The organism is Pseudonocardia sp. MH-G8 (assembly GCF_002262885.1).
Classification (GTDB): domain Bacteria; phylum Actinomycetota; class Actinomycetes; order Mycobacteriales; family Pseudonocardiaceae; genus Pseudonocardia.
The window spans coordinates 62,389-78,661 of sequence record NZ_NKYF01000023.1; the positions used below are offsets into that span (position 1 = coordinate 62,389).

General features: G+C 73.2%; 16 protein-coding genes. 9 read left to right on the forward strand and 7 right to left on the reverse strand.

Features of this window, described 5'->3' with window-relative positions; translation table 11 throughout:
* The first annotated feature begins 13 nt into the window (after positions 1-13).
* On the forward strand, positions 14-577 hold the full coding sequence (locus CFP66_RS34785; RefSeq protein WP_094929582.1) for a TetR/AcrR family transcriptional regulator: 564 nt from the start codon (positions 14-16) through the stop codon (positions 575-577).
* Here the strand turns inward: CFP66_RS34785 and CFP66_RS34790 are convergent.
* The 3 genes from CFP66_RS34790 to CFP66_RS34800 are packed head-to-tail and all read right to left on the reverse strand — an operon-like array spanning position 574 to position 2,715.
* Positions 574-1,647, reverse strand: coding sequence for a S9 family peptidase (locus CFP66_RS34790; protein ID WP_198961864.1), 1,074 nt, complete (start codon positions 1,645-1,647; stop codon positions 574-576). The two genes, CFP66_RS34785 and CFP66_RS34790, sit on opposite strands and share 4 nt — an antisense overlap.
* Positions 1,648-1,691: 44 nt before the next feature.
* Positions 1,692-2,315, reverse strand: a complete 624-nt coding sequence (gene upp / locus CFP66_RS34795) for a uracil phosphoribosyltransferase (RefSeq protein WP_094929583.1) — start codon at positions 2,313-2,315, stop codon at positions 1,692-1,694.
* A gap of 10 nt (positions 2,316-2,325) precedes the next feature.
* Complete coding sequence (locus CFP66_RS34800; RefSeq protein WP_198961865.1) at positions 2,326-2,715, reverse strand: helix-turn-helix domain-containing protein; 390 nt, start codon at positions 2,713-2,715, stop codon at positions 2,326-2,328.
* Positions 2,716-2,852: 137 nt separating this feature from the next.
* On the opposite strand from CFP66_RS34800, the gene CFP66_RS34805 reads away from it, so the two are divergent.
* The gene (locus CFP66_RS34805) at positions 2,853-4,235 is read left to right on the forward strand and encodes an MFS transporter (protein ID WP_198961875.1); all 1,383 of its coding nucleotides are present in this window, start codon (positions 2,853-2,855) and stop codon (positions 4,233-4,235) included.
* 67 nt (positions 4,236-4,302) lie between these two features.
* Here the strand turns inward: CFP66_RS34805 and CFP66_RS34810 are convergent, their stop codons facing one another.
* A complete protein-coding gene (locus CFP66_RS34810; protein WP_198961866.1) occupies positions 4,303-5,964 on the reverse strand; it encodes a metallophosphoesterase in 1,662 nt (553 codons plus the stop codon).
* The gene (locus CFP66_RS34815) at positions 5,961-6,875 is read right to left on the reverse strand and encodes a haloalkane dehalogenase (protein WP_094929586.1); all 915 of its coding nucleotides are present in this window, start codon (positions 6,873-6,875) and stop codon (positions 5,961-5,963) included. Before CFP66_RS34815 ends, CFP66_RS34810 begins: the two co-directional genes overlap by 4 nt.
* 351 nt (positions 6,876-7,226) lie before the next feature.
* Between CFP66_RS34815 and CFP66_RS34820 the strand changes: the two genes are divergently transcribed.
* The 3 genes from CFP66_RS34820 (at position 7,227) to CFP66_RS34830 (ending at position 10,217) form a co-directional block, all read left to right on the forward strand.
* A complete protein-coding gene (locus CFP66_RS34820; RefSeq protein WP_094929587.1) occupies positions 7,227-7,463 on the forward strand; it encodes a hypothetical protein in 237 nt (78 codons plus the stop codon).
* A 346-nt stretch (positions 7,464-7,809) separates the two neighbouring features.
* Entirely contained in the window at positions 7,810-8,784 is a 975-nt protein-coding gene (gene deoC, locus CFP66_RS34825) for a deoxyribose-phosphate aldolase (protein WP_233159962.1), read from the forward strand.
* A complete protein-coding gene (locus CFP66_RS34830; RefSeq protein WP_094929589.1) occupies positions 8,784-10,217 on the forward strand; it encodes an aldehyde dehydrogenase family protein in 1,434 nt (477 codons plus the stop codon). Before deoC ends, CFP66_RS34830 begins: the two co-directional genes overlap by 1 nt.
* 7 nt (positions 10,218-10,224) lie before the next feature.
* Here the strand turns inward: CFP66_RS34830 and CFP66_RS34835 are convergent, their stop codons facing one another.
* Positions 10,225-11,271 (reverse strand): MerR family transcriptional regulator, encoded by a 1,047-nt coding sequence (locus tag CFP66_RS34835; RefSeq protein WP_094929590.1) that lies wholly within the window; start codon positions 11,269-11,271, stop codon positions 10,225-10,227.
* A gap of 157 nt (positions 11,272-11,428) precedes the next feature.
* Here CFP66_RS34835 and CFP66_RS34840 point away from each other — a divergent pair, with 157 nt between their 5' ends.
* Entirely contained in the window at positions 11,429-12,538 is a 1,110-nt protein-coding gene (locus tag CFP66_RS34840; protein WP_094929591.1) for an LLM class flavin-dependent oxidoreductase, read from the forward strand.
* Between the two features lie 227 nt (positions 12,539-12,765).
* Here CFP66_RS34840 and CFP66_RS34845 read toward each other — a convergent pair whose 3' ends face one another.
* Positions 12,766-13,275 carry an NUDIX hydrolase gene (locus CFP66_RS34845; RefSeq protein ID WP_094929592.1) on the reverse strand — a complete coding sequence of 170 codons (510 nt, stop codon included), beginning with the start codon at positions 13,273-13,275 and terminating at the stop codon, positions 12,766-12,768.
* A gap of 84 nt (positions 13,276-13,359) precedes the next feature.
* Between CFP66_RS34845 and CFP66_RS34850 the strand changes: the two genes are divergently transcribed.
* The 3 genes from CFP66_RS34850 to CFP66_RS34860 are packed head-to-tail and all read left to right on the forward strand — an operon-like array spanning position 13,360 to position 15,481.
* Complete coding sequence (locus CFP66_RS34850; RefSeq protein WP_094929593.1) at positions 13,360-13,854, forward strand: pyridoxamine 5'-phosphate oxidase family protein; 495 nt, start codon at positions 13,360-13,362, stop codon at positions 13,852-13,854.
* Between the two features lie 5 nt (positions 13,855-13,859).
* Positions 13,860-14,264: a YciI family protein gene (locus CFP66_RS34855; protein WP_094929671.1), complete on the forward strand. Its 405-nt coding sequence runs from the start codon at positions 13,860-13,862 to the stop codon at positions 14,262-14,264.
* Positions 14,261-15,481 carry an RNA polymerase sigma factor gene (locus CFP66_RS34860; protein ID WP_094929594.1) on the forward strand — a complete coding sequence of 407 codons (1,221 nt, stop codon included), beginning with the start codon at positions 14,261-14,263 and terminating at the stop codon, positions 15,479-15,481. The genes CFP66_RS34855 and CFP66_RS34860 overlap by 4 nt, the downstream gene beginning before the upstream one ends.
* Positions 15,482-16,273 lie beyond the last annotated feature (792 nt).

Genomic DNA, 16,273 nt, shown 5'->3' on the forward strand with positions numbered 1-16,273 from the left:
TTAGCCTGCTCGCGTGGCCCGGCCCAAGGTCCATGACGCAGCGCTCCGTGCGCGCCTGCTGGCGCGCGCCCGTGAGCTGCTCTCGTCCGACGGGACGGACGGGGTCAGTCTGCGGGTGCTCGCGCGGGACTGCGGCACGTCCACTACCGCCGTCTACTCGCTCTTCGGTGGCAAGCCGGAGCTGCTCGCCGAGCTGCTGGACGAGGCGCTGCGGCGGTTCACCGCGCACGTGGACGCGGCACGCGCGCGGGACGACCCGGTCACCGCGCTCGTCCGGCTGGCCGGGGCCTACCGGCATGCCGCGCTGGCCGCGCCGCAGCTGTTCGACGCGATGTTCGGCGGCGCGCTACCGCCGGCCACCGCGCACACGGCCCTCGGCCCGCTGCGGGAGCTGGTGCAACGGGGTGTGACCCTCGGCTCCCTGCGCTCCGACCTCGACCCGGCCACCGCCGCGCTCACCCTCTGGGCCACCGTGCACGGCTGGGTCTCGCTGCAGCGCCGCCACCTGCTGCCCGAGGGGCGCGATCGCATGGAGGACGCCGTGCGCGCAGTGCTGGCCGGGTGGCAGCCGGCCTAGGGCGTGGACGCAGTGGCGGACCGGGCGCTGCATGCCCCGGGCCCACCGCCCTGGACGAGCGGCTCCGTGAGTTCGGCGCCCGGTGCCAGTGGGGCCCGTGCGCCGGGTTCGGCCGCCGTGGCCATGGTGGCGTCCAGCCAGTCCAACACGGGCTCGGGCCGGCGCTGGAACTCCAGGTAGCCGTCCCAGCGGCGCGTGGTCCCGCGGATCCAGTGCAGCTTCTTGCGGTTGCCCGCAACGGCGTCGAACATCGCCTGGACGTCGCTCGGGTCGGTGAGGACGTCGTCGTGCACCTGAGCGAGGAACGCCGGCACCGTGACGTTGCGCGCCCACTCGACCGGGGCGCGCCGCGGGAGCCCGATGCTGGTGGTGACGACCATGCGACGGCTGAGGTCGGCCATCAACGCGTCGTCGATGCGCGGCTCCGGAACCCCGGCGAGGGCGAGCTGGTGCTCGATGATCACCCGGGTGGTGAGGGGCTGCACCGCGACGAGGCTCCGCACCTGCGCGAACGCCTCGCGGAACTGCGTCATCGCCGCGAAGGTGGCGTTGGCGCCGAGGCAGCGGCTGAACAGCCCGACCGGCAGCTCCCGGGTGTCCGGCCGGGACCGCACGTAGCGCAGCGACCCGACGACGTCCCGAGCCTCGAAGATCCCGCTGGTCCCGATGCCCCCGTTGGCGGCGCCGCTGAGACCGTGGTTGCGCAGGTCGTAGGCCAGCACGTGGTAGCCGGCGTCGTGCAGGATCCGGTAGTCCGGGACGAAGTCCACCTCGCTCCCGTTGCCGCTGGGTTCCCACCGCGACCGCCACGGTTCGAGGTGGGTCGGGAGGCCGGAGCGGCTGAACCCGCTCGGATGGTTGGCCACGACCACGCGATCCGCTCCGGGGGCGGGGATGAACCAGCCCTCCAGCGGGACCCCGTCCGACGACGGGAAGGTGACGTCCTCGAACTCGAGGCCCACCTCGTCGGGCGTGTGCAGGACCGGCGCGCGCAGCGGGGTCCGGAAGCCCTCGGCGATCCCCTGGAGGAGCCTGTCGATCTCGTGATCGAACAGGAGCGGATCGGTCATGTCGTGCTCCCGTGGTCGCTCGTGGTGGGCCCGTACCGGCTGTGTCAGACGGCCCCGAACTGCCGGTCGCCCGCATCGCCCAGGCCGGGGACGATGAACGCGGAGTCGTTGAGCCGCTCGTCGACGCTGGCGGTGACCACGCGTACGGGCAGGCCGCTGTCGCGCAGGTGGGCCACCCCCTCCGGGGCGGCCAGCACGCAGATCGCCGTGACGTCCGAGGCGCCGCGCTCGGTGAGCAGCCGGATCGTGTGCGCCATCGAGCCCCCGGTGGCCAGCATCGGGTCGAGCACGAACACCGGGCGGCCTTCCAGGGTGGCCGGCAACGACTCCATGTACGGCACCGGCCGGAGGGTCTCCTCGTCGCGGGCGAGCCCGACGAAACCCATCTGCGCCTCCGGCATGAGGCCGAGCGCGGAGTCGGCCATGCCCAACCCGGCGCGCAGCACCGGCACGAGCAGCGGCGGCGTCGCGAGCCGGTATCCGGTGGTGCGGGCCACCGGGGTGTGCAGCGGCGCTGTGGCCAGCGGGGCGTCGCGGGTGGCCTCGTAGATGAGCATCAGGGTGAGGTCGCGCAGGGCAGCGCGGAAGGCCGCGTTCTCCGTGCGCGCATCGCGCAGTTCCGAGAGGCGGGCCTTGGCCAGTGGGTGGTCGACGACCTGCACGTCCATGGGCCTGAGGTTAGAGGGCGGCACGGACGTCGTAGGCGCTGCGGGCGGTGGCGATCTCCTGCTGGTGCGACTCGGTCCAGGACACCAAGGCCTGGATGGTCTCGTGGAGCGAGGCGCCCAGCGGGGTGAGCTCGTAGTCGACGCGCGGCGGCACGACCGGGTGCACGGTTCGCCGCACGAGCCCGTCGCGTTCGAGCTGGCGCAAGGTGACGGTGAGCATGCGCTGGCTGATGCCGTCGATCTCGCGGCGCAGCTCGGTGAACCGCAGGACGCGCCGGTCGAGCAGGGCGATCACCAGCAGCGACCACTTGTCGGCGACCCGGTCGAGGATCTGGCGGACCTCGCAGTCCTCGCGCCTGTCCCACTGGTAGGCGTCCCTGCAGTCCTCGGCGGTGCCCATGGAGTGCGTCGGTGACTTCGAAGTGCCTTCTTCCACAGTAAGCAATGGTGACGCACGATGCGGTCGGTTACAAGAGAGAACCGACGAACGGAGAAGACGCCGTGTCCGCACAACCCGCCCCGCCGCGCGAGGAACGCATGAACGCCCGCGCCTGGGGGCTGCTGCTCGTCCTGTCCGGGGCGATCTTCCTCGAGGGCATCGACGTCTCGATGATGGGTGTGGCGCTACCGTCCATCCGCGCTGAGCTCGGCATGTCGACCGGCTCTCTGCAATGGGTGGTGAGCGCCTACGTCCTGGGTTACGGCGGGTTCGTCCTGCTCGGCGGGCGGGCCGCCGACCTGCTGGGCCGGCGCCGGATGTTCCTGCTCTGGCTGGTCGTGTTCGTGGCGTTCTCCGGCCTCGGCGGCTTCGCCGGCGAGGGCTGGGTGCTCGTGCTCGCCCGCTTCGCGACGGGCGTGGCCGCCGCGTTCCTCGCTCCGGCAGGTCTCTCGATCATCACCACCACGTACGCCGCGGGCCCGACCCGCCACCGGGCCGTGCTCGTCTACGCCGGTGCGGGCGCGGGCGGCTTCTCACTCGGCATGGTCGTGGGCGGGCTGCTCACCGCCGTGCACTGGCGCTGGGTGTTCTTCGCACCCGTGGTCGTGGCGGCCGCGCTCCTCGTGGCGGCCGCCGCGCTGATCCCCCGCGAGCAGCGGCCCGCGCGCACCGCAGGCGGCTTCGACGTCGCAGGCACGGCGACGCTGACCGGCGCGATGATGCTCCTGGTCGTCACCGTGGTCCACGCGCCCGAGGTCGCGATCGTGACGACGCTGGCCACGCTGGCCGGCGCGGTCGCACTGCTCGCGGCGTTCGTCCGGATCGAGCGCCGCTCGCCGGCCCCGCTCGTGCGGCTCGGGATCCTGCGCTCCGGCCCCCTGCTGCGGGCGAACGCGGGCGCGATGCTGCTGATCGGCTCGTTCATGGCCTTCCAGTTCACGGTGGTGCTCTACCTGCAGGAGCTGCGGGGCTGGTCGGAGGTGGAGACCGGGCTGGCGCTCGCCGTCGCCGGGATCGACGCGGTGCTCGCCCCGACGCTGACGCCGTGGCTGGTCGCGCGCTTCGGGAACGCGCGCGTCGTGGTCGCCGGGCTCGCGCTCACCGCACTCGCCTACCTGCTGTTCCTGCCGGTCGGGGCGGACTGGGGGTTCCTGGCGATGCTGCCCTCCCTCGCCGTGCTCGGCGTCGCGTTCGCGCTGGCCTACGGACCGCTCACGATCGCGGGCACCGACGGCGTCGACGACCACGAGCAGGGCCTCGCCAGCGGCTTGCTGACCACCTCGTTCCAGTTCGGCGCCGCGCTCGGGCTCGCGGCGGTGTCGGCCGTCATCGTCGCGGCGACCGCGGACGCGTCCCCGGAGGCGGTCCTGGCGGGCTACCGCGCCGGCCTCGTGGTGCCGCTGGTGGCCGCGGTACTCGGCACGGCGCTGACGGCGAGCGGCCTGCGCCGTCGGACGCGCGTGGCGGTGGCGGCCGCCTGATGCAACGAACGGCACTCTCGGCGGCCACTGGAATCCGCCAGGGAGCAACGAGAGTGCCGTTCGTTCGTCAGGGAGTTGCCCTTCCGGGAGTTTCGCTGTGCCACTCCCAGCCGCCGTCCTGGGTCCGGAGCGCCCGGACGCGGTCCTCGAGCACCGGGTCGATCTCGTGCTCGCGGCAGCCGGTGGCCGCCCAACAGGAGAGCACGATCTCGTCGGGGCCGGCGTCGAGCCGCAGGAAGCTCTTGAACTGGGGCACGGCGTTCGAGTCGAAGAGCAACGACATCATGTTGTGCGCGGGCGCCGAACCCCGCGCGGGCAGCGGGAAGACGCGCTCGGCCGCCCGACGGGTGCGCGCGTCCACCGTCGAGGAGCCCGGTCGCGGCGGGGTGATGGCCACCCGCTCCGCCATCAACGTGGTGGCGTCGTCGGGCGAGATCACCAGCCCGCCCCGCCCGAGGCCGAGCAGCTTGTCGTAGCGCCGGCTGAAGTACGCGAGGGAGTCACCGCGCAGCGGGTAACAGCGGAAGTCCTCCTCGTGCACGGCCGGGGCGAGCCGGTCGACGTTCGGGATCTGGTGCGTGGCCGAGAGGTAGGCGCCCGACCCGCCCGCCACCAGGTACTGGATGGTCCTGCCGTCCCGCTGCCGCACGGGGTAGCGCTGGTAGTTGTGGTCGTCACCCCCGATGCAGGCCACGTAGTTGCAGGCCGGGTCGGTGACGATCTCGTCGACGTCGCCGCCCCCCTCGATCGGGCTTTCCTGCCGGTTCGCATAGGTGTAGATCGGACGCCCGGTGAGCAGGATCTTCGGGCGGTCGCCCGCCGAGACCTCCCGCAGCCACGCCGCCTGGTCGCGGTCGATGTGGCCGTCCAGCCCGGTGTCGATCAGCACCAGGCGGACCGGCCCGGCGTCGATGGCGCAGTACGGCCCGGGCTGGCCGCCCTGCTGCGACTCGGCGTCGCGGTACCAGCGCATGTCGGCGACGTCCTCGACGCCCGCCCGCGGGGCCCGCCGCCACAGCAGCGTGCGTAGCAGCCGCCGCCACCACGGCCCGGTGGCTGCGGGCGAGGGGGCGCCCGCGTCCGGTGGGGCGTCGCAGAACGCGGTCATGAACCCCGACAGCCCGTCGTACCAGTCGTGGTTGCCGGGCAGGGCGTAGATCGGGCGCGGGTAGTCGGCGTAGGGCCGGTAGAAGCGGTCGGCGTAGGCGCGCACCCCGCCCGCCGGGTACACGACGTCGCTGCACAGCACCGCGAAGTCGGTGTCGTTGGCGACCCGCTCCAACACCGGGACCACGACGTACTGCGAGGCGTCGCCCTCGCCCGGATCGCCGAGCACCGCGACGGAGACGCGCTCCGGGCCGGCGTGGCGGGTGACGAGCCGGTCGCGCCGCGGTGGGGCGACACCGGCGGCGGCCGCGTACCCGTCGAGGCGGCGCAGCCACTCGCGGCGCTGCGCGTCGGTGGGGTCGCCGAACCACCGCACCAGCACGTCGTTGCGCGACGCGATCAGCGGCGCCAGCCGCAGCCAGGAGAACCGGCTGCCGGCAGGCGCGAGCCCGGCCCCGATCCCGCGCTCCCGACACCCCCACCCGGCGCCGCCGGTGGAGGTGCGCGAGGGTGCGGGAGCGGGCGGCCCGGGCGGCCCCGGCGGCCCCGGCGGTTCAGGAAAGCCACATTCCTGTCCTGCAGGTTCAGGAATGTGGCTTTCCTGAACTCCGGGACACGTCACCGCCGGACCTCCCGCACGAACGCCGCGACCACCTCTCCGAGCTCCTCACCCGCGTCCTCCTGCAGGAAGTGGCCCGCGCCGGTGATCGTCGGGTGCGTCCGGCCCGCCGCGCCCGGCATGCTGCGGCGCAGGACCGGCTCCATCGCCGCCGTGATCGGGTCGCCGTCGCTGAACGCGCACAGGAACGGCAGGTCGCTGTGGGTCAGCGTGGCCCACGCCGCCCTGTTGGCCTCGGTGGCCGGGTCGTCCGGGCGCGTGGGCACCAGCAGCGGCATGGCCCGCGGCCCGGCCTTGAACGACTCGTCCGGGAACGGGGCGTCGTAGGCGGCGCGCTCCTGCGGCGTCAGGGTCCTCCGACACCCCGACTGCACGAGCCGGCCGACGTCGAGGCGCTCCGCCTTCTCCACGGCCCGGCGGAACTGCCACCACACCTCGGGCATGTCGCGGTCGCCGGTCGGCAGCCCGGTGTTCGCGGCGACGACGGCGGCGAAGCGCTCGGGGTGCTCGGCCGCCAACCGCAGGCCGAGCAGGCCGCCCCAGTCCTGCCCGAGGAGGGTGACACCGCGCAGGTCCAGCACGTCGAACAGCAGTGCGCGCAGCCACTCGACGTGCCGCGCGTAGCTGTGGTCGCCGATCTCGGCGGGTTTGTCGGAGCGGCCGAACCCGACCAGGTCCGGCGCCACGACGCGCAGCCCGGCGGCGGCGAGGACCGGGATCGTCGTCCGGTACAGGAACGACCAGCTCGGCTCGCCGTGCAGGAGCAGCACGACCGGGCCGTCGGCGGGCCCGTCGGCGACCCACGCCACGCGCAGTGAGCCACCGTCGGGATCGGGCACGTCGGCGTATCGGGGCGGCAGGGGAAATCCGGGGAGTCCGGCGAACCGCTCGTCCGGGGTGCGGAGGGTACGCATACCGGGATCCTGACAGCTCGCGTAACGGTGGTTGCGGTCACCTTCCGCAACCACCGCGGCACCCCATGCGGCGCATTTCTCGCCCGTCCGGATGCAGCCGCACCCCGCCGGCGGTACCCCTCACACCGCGGGCAGCACGAGGGGGCCACGATCGCCTGCAATGATCACCGTCCGTGCCGATTAGGTCACGCATACTGCCTACACGTCCCGTGGACGTGCCCAGCGTGCGGTGAGCGGCACCGTGAGTGATCAACTCGAACTTTCACCCTGACCCGAACGGGTGGTATGCCACGAACCCTGTCACATAGGAGCCCCCACCGACGCTGTACTAGATGACTAGGAGGTGATCCGGTGCCGGAGAACACGACTTCCGACGAGGCGACACTGGTCGCAGCGGCGGAGAAACTCACGCAGTGCGACGGGTACGTCGTACTCGCCGTCGACCCCCAGACCGGGGAGGTCGACGCACACGGCCCGTTCGACGGGCTGACGGCAACCCTGAAGGCCGACCAGCTGCGCCGCGACTTCGACCGCGGCGGGCTCGAGGACGTGACCGTGGGCGTCGTGCGGTTGCACAGCTCCACCTGAGCTGACGACCGCGCGCACGGCAGTACGCACGACAGTTCGCGCTTCAGCACGTCCGCAAGGCTGCACGACAGCATTACCCCCCGCTCCCCCTGCATTCATCCCCGCCCGCCGCCCCTGTGGTGCGGCGGGCGGTGTGCTGTGTCGGATGGCCTCCGCTTCGCTCCGGCGGCTCGCAGGCCCTCCAGGCACCGCCCCGCTCCTCCGGTGCTCGGTCGCTCGTACCTCGCTCCCTGCGCTCCTCCCCCGCAGAACGGCGCCGGCCCGCTCACAGTGTCGGATGGCCTCCGCTTCGCTGCGGCGGTTCGCGGGCCCTCCAGCCGGCTCGTCCGCACCTAGACTCGCCCGCGTGACGACGACCGTTCCCGCCCCGCGCACCACAGGCCGCGACGGGCCCTTCGCGGACGCGGTGCGCGACGACGCCTCGCTGCGGCGTTTCCTGCACGGCCTGCCCGGCGTCGACCACGTGGGCGTCGAGCGGCGTGCGGCCACTCTCGCCACCCGATCCATCAAGAAGGAGTCGAAGCTCCAGGCCCTGGACATGGCGATCTCGATGATCGACCTGACCACGCTGGAGGGCGCCGACACCCCGGGCAAGGTGCGGTCGCTGTGCGCCCAGGCCCGCGTGCCCGATCCCGACCACCCGGAGGTGCCGTCGGTCGCGGCGGTCTGCGTCTACCCGGACCTGGCCGGTGTCGCCGTCGAGGCCCTGCGCGGCTCCGGGGTCGTGGTCGCGGCGGTGGCCACGGCGTTCCCGTCGGGTCGCTCGTCGCGGGCGGTCAAGCTCGCCGACACGGCGCTGGCCGTCGAGGCGGGCGCCTCCGAGATCGACATGGTGATCGACCGCGGCGCGTTCCTCACCGGCCGCTACGGCGCGGTGTTCGACGAGATCGTCGCCGTGAAGCAGGCCTGCGGGAGCGCCCACCTCAAGGTCATCCTCGAGACCGGGGAGCTGGCCGGCTACGACGACGTGCGCCGCGCGTCCTGGCTGGCGCTGCTCGCCGGGGCCGACGTCGTCAAGACCTCCACCGGCAAGGTCTCCCCCGCCGCGACGCTGCCCGTGGTGCAGGTGATGCTGCAGGCCGTCCGTGACTGGCACCGCGCCACCGGCGAGCACCGCGGCGTCAAGGCGGCGGGCGGGATCCGCAGCGCCAAGGACGCGATCCGGCACCTCGTGGCCGTCAACGAGGTGGCCGGGCCCGCCTGGCTCACGCCCGAGCTGTTCCGGTTCGGGGCGTCGTCGCTGCTCGGGGACCTGCTGCGGCAGCGGCGCACCCAGCTCGAAGGCCACTACACCGACCGCGACCACATCGGAGGGGCCTGATGCCGGACTGGACCTACGCGCCCGCGCCCGAGTCGGCCGCGCTCGCGAACCTCAAGCCGGCCTACCGCCCGTTCGTCGACGGGGAGTTCGTCGACGGGGGTGGTGAGCCGCTGAAGACGCTCAACCCGGCCACGGAGGAGGTGCTCGCGGAGGTCGGCACGGCGAGCGTCGAGGACGTCGACCGGGCGGTCGCCGCGGCTCGCCGGGCGTACGAGCAGGTCTGGGGCCCGATGCCCGGCGCGGAGCGCGCGAAGTACCTCTTCCGGATCGCGCGGGTGGTGGCCGAGCGGGCCCGCGAGCTCGCGGTGCTGGAGACGCTCGACAACGGCAAGCCGATCCGCGAGGCGCGCGACGTCGACGTGCCCACGGCGTCGGCGCACCTGTTCCACCACGCGGGCTGGGCCGACAAGCTCGGCTACGCGGGGCTGGGTCCCGACCCGCGCCCGGTCGGCGTGGTCGGGGCGGTGATCCCGTGGAACTTCCCGCTGCTGATGGCCGTCTGGAAGATCGCGCCCGCGCTGGCGTGCGGCAACACGGTCGTGCTCAAGCCCGCCGAGACCACCCCGCTCACCGCGCTCGTCCTCGCCGAGATCGCCGCCGACGCGGGGCTCCCGCCGGGCGTGCTCAACGTGCTGCCCGGCGCGGGCGAGGTCGGCGCCGGGCTCGTGGGTCACGGCGGCCTGGACAAGGTGGCGTTCACCGGGTCCACGGATGTGGGCAAGGAGATCCAGCGGCGCCTCGCGGGCACCGGCCGGCGGCTCACGCTGGAGCTGGGCGGCAAGGCGGCCAACATCGTCTACGACGACGCGCCGTTGGACCAGGCCGTCGACGGCGTCGTCGAGGGGATCTTCTTCAACCAGGGCCACGTCTGCTGCGCAGGCTCCCGGCTGCTCGTGCAGGAGTCGATCGAGGAAGAGTTCACGGAGCTGCTTCGCGCCCGGATCGAGACGCTGCGCGTGGGCGACCCGCTGGACAAGAACACCGACGTCGGGGCCATCAACTCGCGGCCCCAGCTGGACCGGATCACCGAGCTCGCCGCTGCGGGCGACGCCGAGGGCGCGCGCCGCTGGACGAGCTCGTGCCCGCTGCCCGAGCGCGGCCTGTTCTTCCCTCCCACGGTGTTCTCCGGCGTCGAGCAGACGATGCGGGTGGCCCGCGAGGAGATCTTCGGGCCGGTGCTGTCGGTGCTCACCTTCCGCACCCCGGACGAGGCCGTGGCGAAGGCGAACAACACGCCTTACGGCCTGTCGGCGGGGATCTGGACGGAGAAGGGCTCCAAGGCCATGTGGACGGCGCAGCGGGTGCGGGCCGGGGTCGTCTGGACCAACACGTTCAACCGCTTCGACCCGACGGCGCCGTTCGGCGGCTACCGCGAGAGCGGCTTCGGGCGCGAGGGCGGACGAGCCGGGCTGGAGGCGTACCTGACGTCGTGAGACGCATCTAGCGAGTCACCACGTCCGCGAGCGCGCACGCCATGTTGTCCGGAGCGCCCGCCTCGTGGACGCGACGGACCAGCTCGGCCAGCACCTCCTCCGGCCCGGTGGTGCCGACGAGCACCTCCCGGAGGACCTCCTCGGGCAACACCGCGTGCACCCCGTCGGAGCAGAGCAGGTACCGGTCCCCGTGGCGTGGCTCCTGGAGCAACGAGTCGTGCGGAGCAGGCCTGCCGCCGTGCAACGCACGGACCAGCATCGCGCGGTGCGGGTGCGACTCGGCCTCCGCGGCGGTGAGCCGCCCGTCGTCGACCATCTCCTGGACCACGGTGTGGTCGTGGGTGAGGCGTAGCAACTCGCCGTCGCGCAGCAGGTAGGCACGGGAGTCCCCGATGTGGATCAGTGCGAGCTGCGAGCCGGACCAGACCAGTGCGGTCAGTGTCGTGCCCGTCTCGGACTCGGACGCGACGGCGGTGCGCACCGACTCGTCGGCGTGCCCGGCCGCCTCTCGGAGGGCGACCAGGACGTCGCCGGCGCCGAGGCGGTGGCGGGTCAGCGCCTCGACGGCCACGGCGCTGGCCTGTTCGCCCCGCGGCCCGAACCCGTCGGCGACCGCGAGGAGGTGGTCGTCGGCGTACGCGACGTCCTGGTGGAGAGGGCGCACGAGACCGCGGTCGTCAACGGCAGCGCAGCGCAACAGCAGCTCGGTCGGCACGGCATGGTCCTTCCGGGAGAGGTGCTCGACGAGGAAGGAGGCGACGGCGCGGCGCTCGGCAACCTCCGCCTCGACCTGATCCCAGAACTCCGCCACCTCACGCGCGGCGGCCTCGGAGCTCAACCGCGTGATGGACGTGATCCGGGCCAGCGGCATCCCGATCCGGCGTAGCCAGGCGACGAGACGCGCCTGGTCCAGCTGGTCGCGCCGGTAGTGGCGGTAGCCGGTCTGCGGGTCGACCATCGCCGGCGCGAGCAGGCCGAGGTCGTCGTAGAGGCGCAGAGCCTTCGGCGTGAGCCCCGATGCTCTCGCGAACGCTCCGATCGTCAGCAGACCCACGCCATCGATCCTCCCTCGACACCAGGCGATCGCCCGGTCGACCCGACCGTGGGCCCTGCCCCTGGGGGAAGGTCAATACCGGGGGCGCTGCCCTACAGTGCGGCGACCAGAGCACGGCGCGTGGCGAGCTGCGCCGGCGGCCGAGGAGGGCACCACCATGAGCAACACGCTCGTCGACGGTCGAGACTTCAAGCTGGGGCTGTTCTCCCCGAACTGCGCCGGCGGGCTGGCCGTCACGAAGATCCCGGAGCGGTGGCGCGCCACCTGGTCGGACAACCTGCGCCTCGCACGGCTCGCCGACGAGGTGGGCATCGACTTCATCCTGCCGATCGCGCGCTGGATCGGCTACGGCGGCGAGACGAACTTCCACGACGGCGTGCTCGAGCCCGTTCCCTGGGCCTCCGCGCTACTGGCGAGCACCCGCCGGGTGGTCGTCTTCGCCACCGTGCACACCGCGTTCAACCATCCCGTGGTCAGCGCGAAGCAGCTGGCCACCATCGACCAGGTCGCCGACGGGCGGGCCGGTGTGAACATCGTCGCGGGCTGGAACCAGCCCGAGTACGAGGCGATGGGCGTGCCGCTGCCGACCGAGCACGACGACCGCTACGCCATGGCGCAGGAGTGGTGGGACCACGTCCGCACCCTGTGGACCCGCGAGGGGCGCTTCGACCTGGAGGGCCGGTTCTTCGCGCTGAAGGGCGTGGAGTCGAAGCCGAAGCCGGTGCACGGCACGCTGCCGGTACTGAACGCCGGGTCCAGCAGACAGGGCCGGGCGTTCGCCGCCCGCAACGCCGACTTCGTGTTCACCATCATCGGCGATCCCGCCGACGGCGCGCGGGTCGTCTCGGAACTGACCTCCTCCGCCCGCACCGGGTACGGCCGCACCGTCGGCGTGATGTCCCCGGCGCACGTCGTGTGCCGCCCCACCCGCGCCGAGGCGCAGGAGTACCTGCACTACTACGCCGAGGAGAACGCGGACTGGGACGCGGTGGACAACCTGATGCGGCTGCAGGGCATGCACGCGCAGTCGTTCACCCCGGAGATGCTGGCGACGTTCCGCTCCCGGTTCGCCGCGGGGCACGGCACCTGCCCCCTGATCGGCACCCCGGACGACATCGCCGACGAGATCGAGCAGTACGCGGCCGCGGGCCTGGCCGGCATGACGCTGTCGTTCGTCGACTACGTCGGCGAGCTGGAGCAGTTCGCGGCGGAGGTCATCCCGCGGTTGGAGGCCAAGGGGATCCGGGTGCCGCGGCTCGCGCCGTAGGCATCGACCGCGCGGGCCGGGTCGCAGCGGCAGTCGGTGACCGCTCGCGGCCTGCAGCGCCGCGACTCGCGCGTACGAAACCCCGACTCGCGGAGTTGGTAGCGCGCCACCCTCCGCGAGTCGGGGCGTCCACCGCGCGAGTCGGGGCGTCCACCGCGCGAGTCGGGGCGCCCACCGCTCTTGGATCCGGCCAGGGCCACAGCGAGACGTGGGCTGCGCGGACCCGGTCAGTCGATCAGCCGGAGCTGCCCGTCCCACCCGTCGGCGAGCAGGCCGGGTAGCAGCTCGGCGAGCTGCAGCGGGTAGAGCGTCTCCGTCGTGCCGCGCAGGTCGTCCGCGCTCCACCACCGGTGCCCGCGCACGGTGCGGTTCTCCAGCTCCGTGAAGCCGCCCGTGTCGACCACGGCCGCGTCGGTGAGGGTGGTGAGGTAGAACCACTCGTCGCTGTCGTACTCCACGCCCTCGAAGGAGAACCGGACGCGGCGCAACCACACCGGTCCGGCCATCCGGTCCGGCGGCACCTGCATGCCCGTCTCCTCGCGCAGCTCGCGAAGGGCGCCGTCGAGCAGCTCCTCCCCCGGCTCCAGGCCTCCGCCGGCGGTGAACCAGAACGACGCGTCGGGGACGTGCGGGTCGACGCCGTGGAACAGCAGGAGCCGCTGCTGCGCGTCGACGAGCAGGACGCGCGCGGCCACCCGCACGCCGGGCCGGGTCTGCGCACCGGGGAGGGACTCCACACCCCGAACTTAGGACCCGCTGCATGTCGAGGACGCGGGGTCGGCTCCGTCCGATTCCTGCAAGCCCCGACACGAGGAGGACCCATGGACCGCGACGACGTCATCGAGGTGTTGGAGAAGCCGATCGCGCAGCGGTTGCTGGGGTCGGGCATCCCGGCGAGGTTCGCCTACACGGGCCTGGACGGTGGCCCGCGCGTGGTGCCGGTCGCGTTCTGGTGGACCGGCGCGGAGATCGTGGTGTGCTCCCTGCCGACCATGGCGAAGGTGGCGGCGCTGCGGCGCGACCCGCGCGTCGCGATCACGATCGACACCCAGGGCGAGTGGCCGCCGCGGGTGCTGCTCGTCCGCGGGACGGCGCGGATCGAGCACGTGGACGGGATACCGGACGAGTACGTCGCGGGGTCACGCAAGATCACCCCGGCCGAGGTCTTCCCGGAGTGGGAGACCGGCGTCCGCGCGCTGTACGACGAGATGGTGCGGATCCGGGTGGTGCCGGAGTGGGCCAAGCTGCTGGACTTCGAGACCACGATCCCGCAGGCCGTCGAGGACCTGGCCCGGGAGAAGAGCGGACAGGGGTGACGACGATGGCGCGCTACCTCGTACTGACGAAGTACGACGAGGGGCTGTCGGCCCCGCCGATGCAGGAGTGGGACCCCGACGACCTCACCGCGCTGCTCGACTACCTGCGGGCGGTGAACCAACGGTTGATCGACAGCGGCGAGCTGGTGGAGGCGCAGGCGCTGACCGGACCGGAGCTCGCGAAGGTCGTGGTGTCCGACGGCAGCGACCCGCCGGTGATCACGGACGGACCGTTCGCCGAGGTCAAGGAGGCCCTCGCCGGCTACCAGATGATCGACGTCGAGTCCGAGGAGCGGGCGGTCGAGATCGCGGCGGAGGTCTCCGCCGCCCCCGGGCCCGGCGGGATCCCCATGGGACAGCGGATCGAGGTGCGGCGGGTGATGGGTCCGCTGCCGGGCGCCGACCTGTGACGACGCCGGCGGCCCTCGGGGACCTGGTGCGCACGTTGGCGCCGCAGGTCCTCGGGGTCGTCGTGCGGCGCTACCGCGATTTCGAGGCGGCCGAGGACGCCGTCCAGGAGGCCCTGCTCGTCGCCACGCGGCACTGGCCCGTCGAGGGCGTGCCCGACAACCCGCGGGGCTGGCTGATCCAGGCGGCCGTCCGCCGCCTCACCGACTCCTACCGCGCGGAGCAGTCCCGGCGGCGTCGCGAGGAGGCCGTCGCCCGCCGGGAGGTGCCGGGCGCGGAGCCTGCGGAGCACGACGACACCCTCGCGCTGCTGTTCCTGTGCTGCCACCCCACGCTCACGCCGGCGTCCGCGATCGCGCTGACGCTGCGCGCCGTCGGCGGCCTCACCACGGCCCAGATCGCGACGGCGTTCCTCGTGCCGGAGGCGACGATGGCGCAGCGGATCAGCCGCGCCAAGCAGCGGATCGCCGCGTCCGGGGGCACGTTCCGGATGCCGACGGCCGACGAGCGGGGCGACCGGCTGCGCTCCGTGCTGCACGTGCTGTACCTGCTCTTCAACGAGGGGTACGCGAGCAGCGCCGGGACCGACCTGCACCGGGTGGACCTGTCCGGGGAGGCGATCCGGCTCGCCCGCGCCCTGCACGCACTGCTGCCCGGCGACGGGGAGGTCGCCGGGCTGCTCGCGCTGATGCTGCTCACCGACGCCCGCCGGCCCGCCCGCACCGGGCGCGTCGGCGAACTCGTGCCGCTCGCCGAGCAGGACCGCTCGCTCTGGGACCGGCGGGCGATCGCCGAAGGGATGCGGCTGAACGCCGTCGCGATGTCCCGCGGCGCCGTCGGCGAGTACCAGCTGCAGGCCGCCGTCGCCGCCCTCCACGACGGTGCGGCGCGCGCCGAGGACACCGACTGGGCCCAGATCCTCGGCCTCTACGAGCTGCTGCAACGCCTCACCGACAACCCGGTGGTCGGGCTGAGCGCCGCGGTCGCCGCGGCGATGGTCCACGGTCCGGCCGCGGGCCTGGAACGGCTCGAACCCCTCGATCGGCGCCTGCCCGGCCACCACCGGATCGACGCCGTGCGCGGCCACCTGCACGAGATGCTCGGCGACACCGCAACCGCGGCCACGCACTTCCGCCGTGCCGCGGAACGGACCACCAGCGAGCCGGAACGGCGCTACCTGCTGATGAAGGCTGCGCGGACGCGCCGGCACCTCCGCTGACCCCGGTCGCGGTGGTCCGGCCGGGCTCGAGCGGTCGCACACACCTTCGCGGCCCCGCACACACGATCGGACGTGTGTGCGAGGGCCGTCGAACTCACCGATCGTGCGCTTCTCCGGCCAGCCGAAGTCGACGGTGCCGATCCAGCCCCCGCTGCCGAACACCTCCCACTGCAGCACGGGAACCGGCAACCCGGCCCGCGCCATCGCGACCCGGCTGCGCGACTCACCGACGCTTGCGCTGCGACCGTCGGCGAACGCGAGCACCCGGCGGGCGGCAGGACATCCCGGCCAGCCGGCCGAGCGCGCGAGGGCATCGTCGAGCGCGGCCCGGAGGGCAGCCAGGTGCCCCGGTTCGCTGATCAGGGCGTGGAGGGCTGCGTCGGCGACGGCGACGGCGGCCTCGAACGGCAGCGTGCGCGCCAGGTCCACGACCGTGCGCGCGACGGAGGTGACCGGGAGGCCGTCGACGAGGTCGATGTCGTCGGGTTGCAGCGGTGCGGTGTGGAGGTGCCCGAGCTGGGCGCGCACCCGCAGCGCGTGCCTGCTGTCCAGGTCCTCGGGCACCGCCTCGCGGATGTAGGAGCCGCGACGGACCGGCGTGAGGTCGCCGGCCCGCAGCATCCGCTGCACCTCGTCGTCACCGGAACCCTCGAGGCGCAAGGCCTTCCGCCGGTAGATGTCAGGCAGCTCCACGGCCCGAGCATGCGCCGGAAGGGACCGCGGGCAGGCGCGTTTCCCCGAACCCGCGGACAGTCTCGGCCCTCGCACACACCTCCGGGACCTCGCACACAT

Excerpts from the sequence above, each read along its gene's own strand:
- CFP66_RS34855 (WP_094929671.1), top strand. The coding sequence starts at position 13,860 with ATGGCGCGCTACCTCGTACTGACGAAGTACGACGAGGGGCTGTCGGCC.
- CFP66_RS34840 (WP_094929591.1), top strand. The coding sequence starts at position 11,429 with ATGAGCAACACGCTCGTCGACGGTCGAGACTTCAAGCTGGGGCTGTTC.
- CFP66_RS34790 (WP_198961864.1), bottom strand. The coding sequence starts at position 1,647 with ATGACCGATCCGCTCCTGTTCGATCACGAGATCGACAGGCTCCTCCAG.
- CFP66_RS34800 (WP_198961865.1), bottom strand. The coding sequence starts at position 2,715 with ATGGGCACCGCCGAGGACTGCAGGGACGCCTACCAGTGGGACAGGCGC.
- upp (WP_094929583.1), bottom strand. The coding sequence starts at position 2,315 with ATGGACGTGCAGGTCGTCGACCACCCACTGGCCAAGGCCCGCCTCTCG.
- CFP66_RS34850 (WP_094929593.1), top strand. The coding sequence starts at position 13,360 with ATGGACCGCGACGACGTCATCGAGGTGTTGGAGAAGCCGATCGCGCAG.
- CFP66_RS34815 (WP_094929586.1), bottom strand. The coding sequence starts at position 6,875 with ATGCGTACCCTCCGCACCCCGGACGAGCGGTTCGCCGGACTCCCCGGA.
- CFP66_RS34805 (WP_198961875.1), top strand. The coding sequence starts at position 2,853 with ATGAACGCCCGCGCCTGGGGGCTGCTGCTCGTCCTGTCCGGGGCGATC.
- CFP66_RS34830 (WP_094929589.1), top strand. The coding sequence starts at position 8,784 with ATGCCGGACTGGACCTACGCGCCCGCGCCCGAGTCGGCCGCGCTCGCG.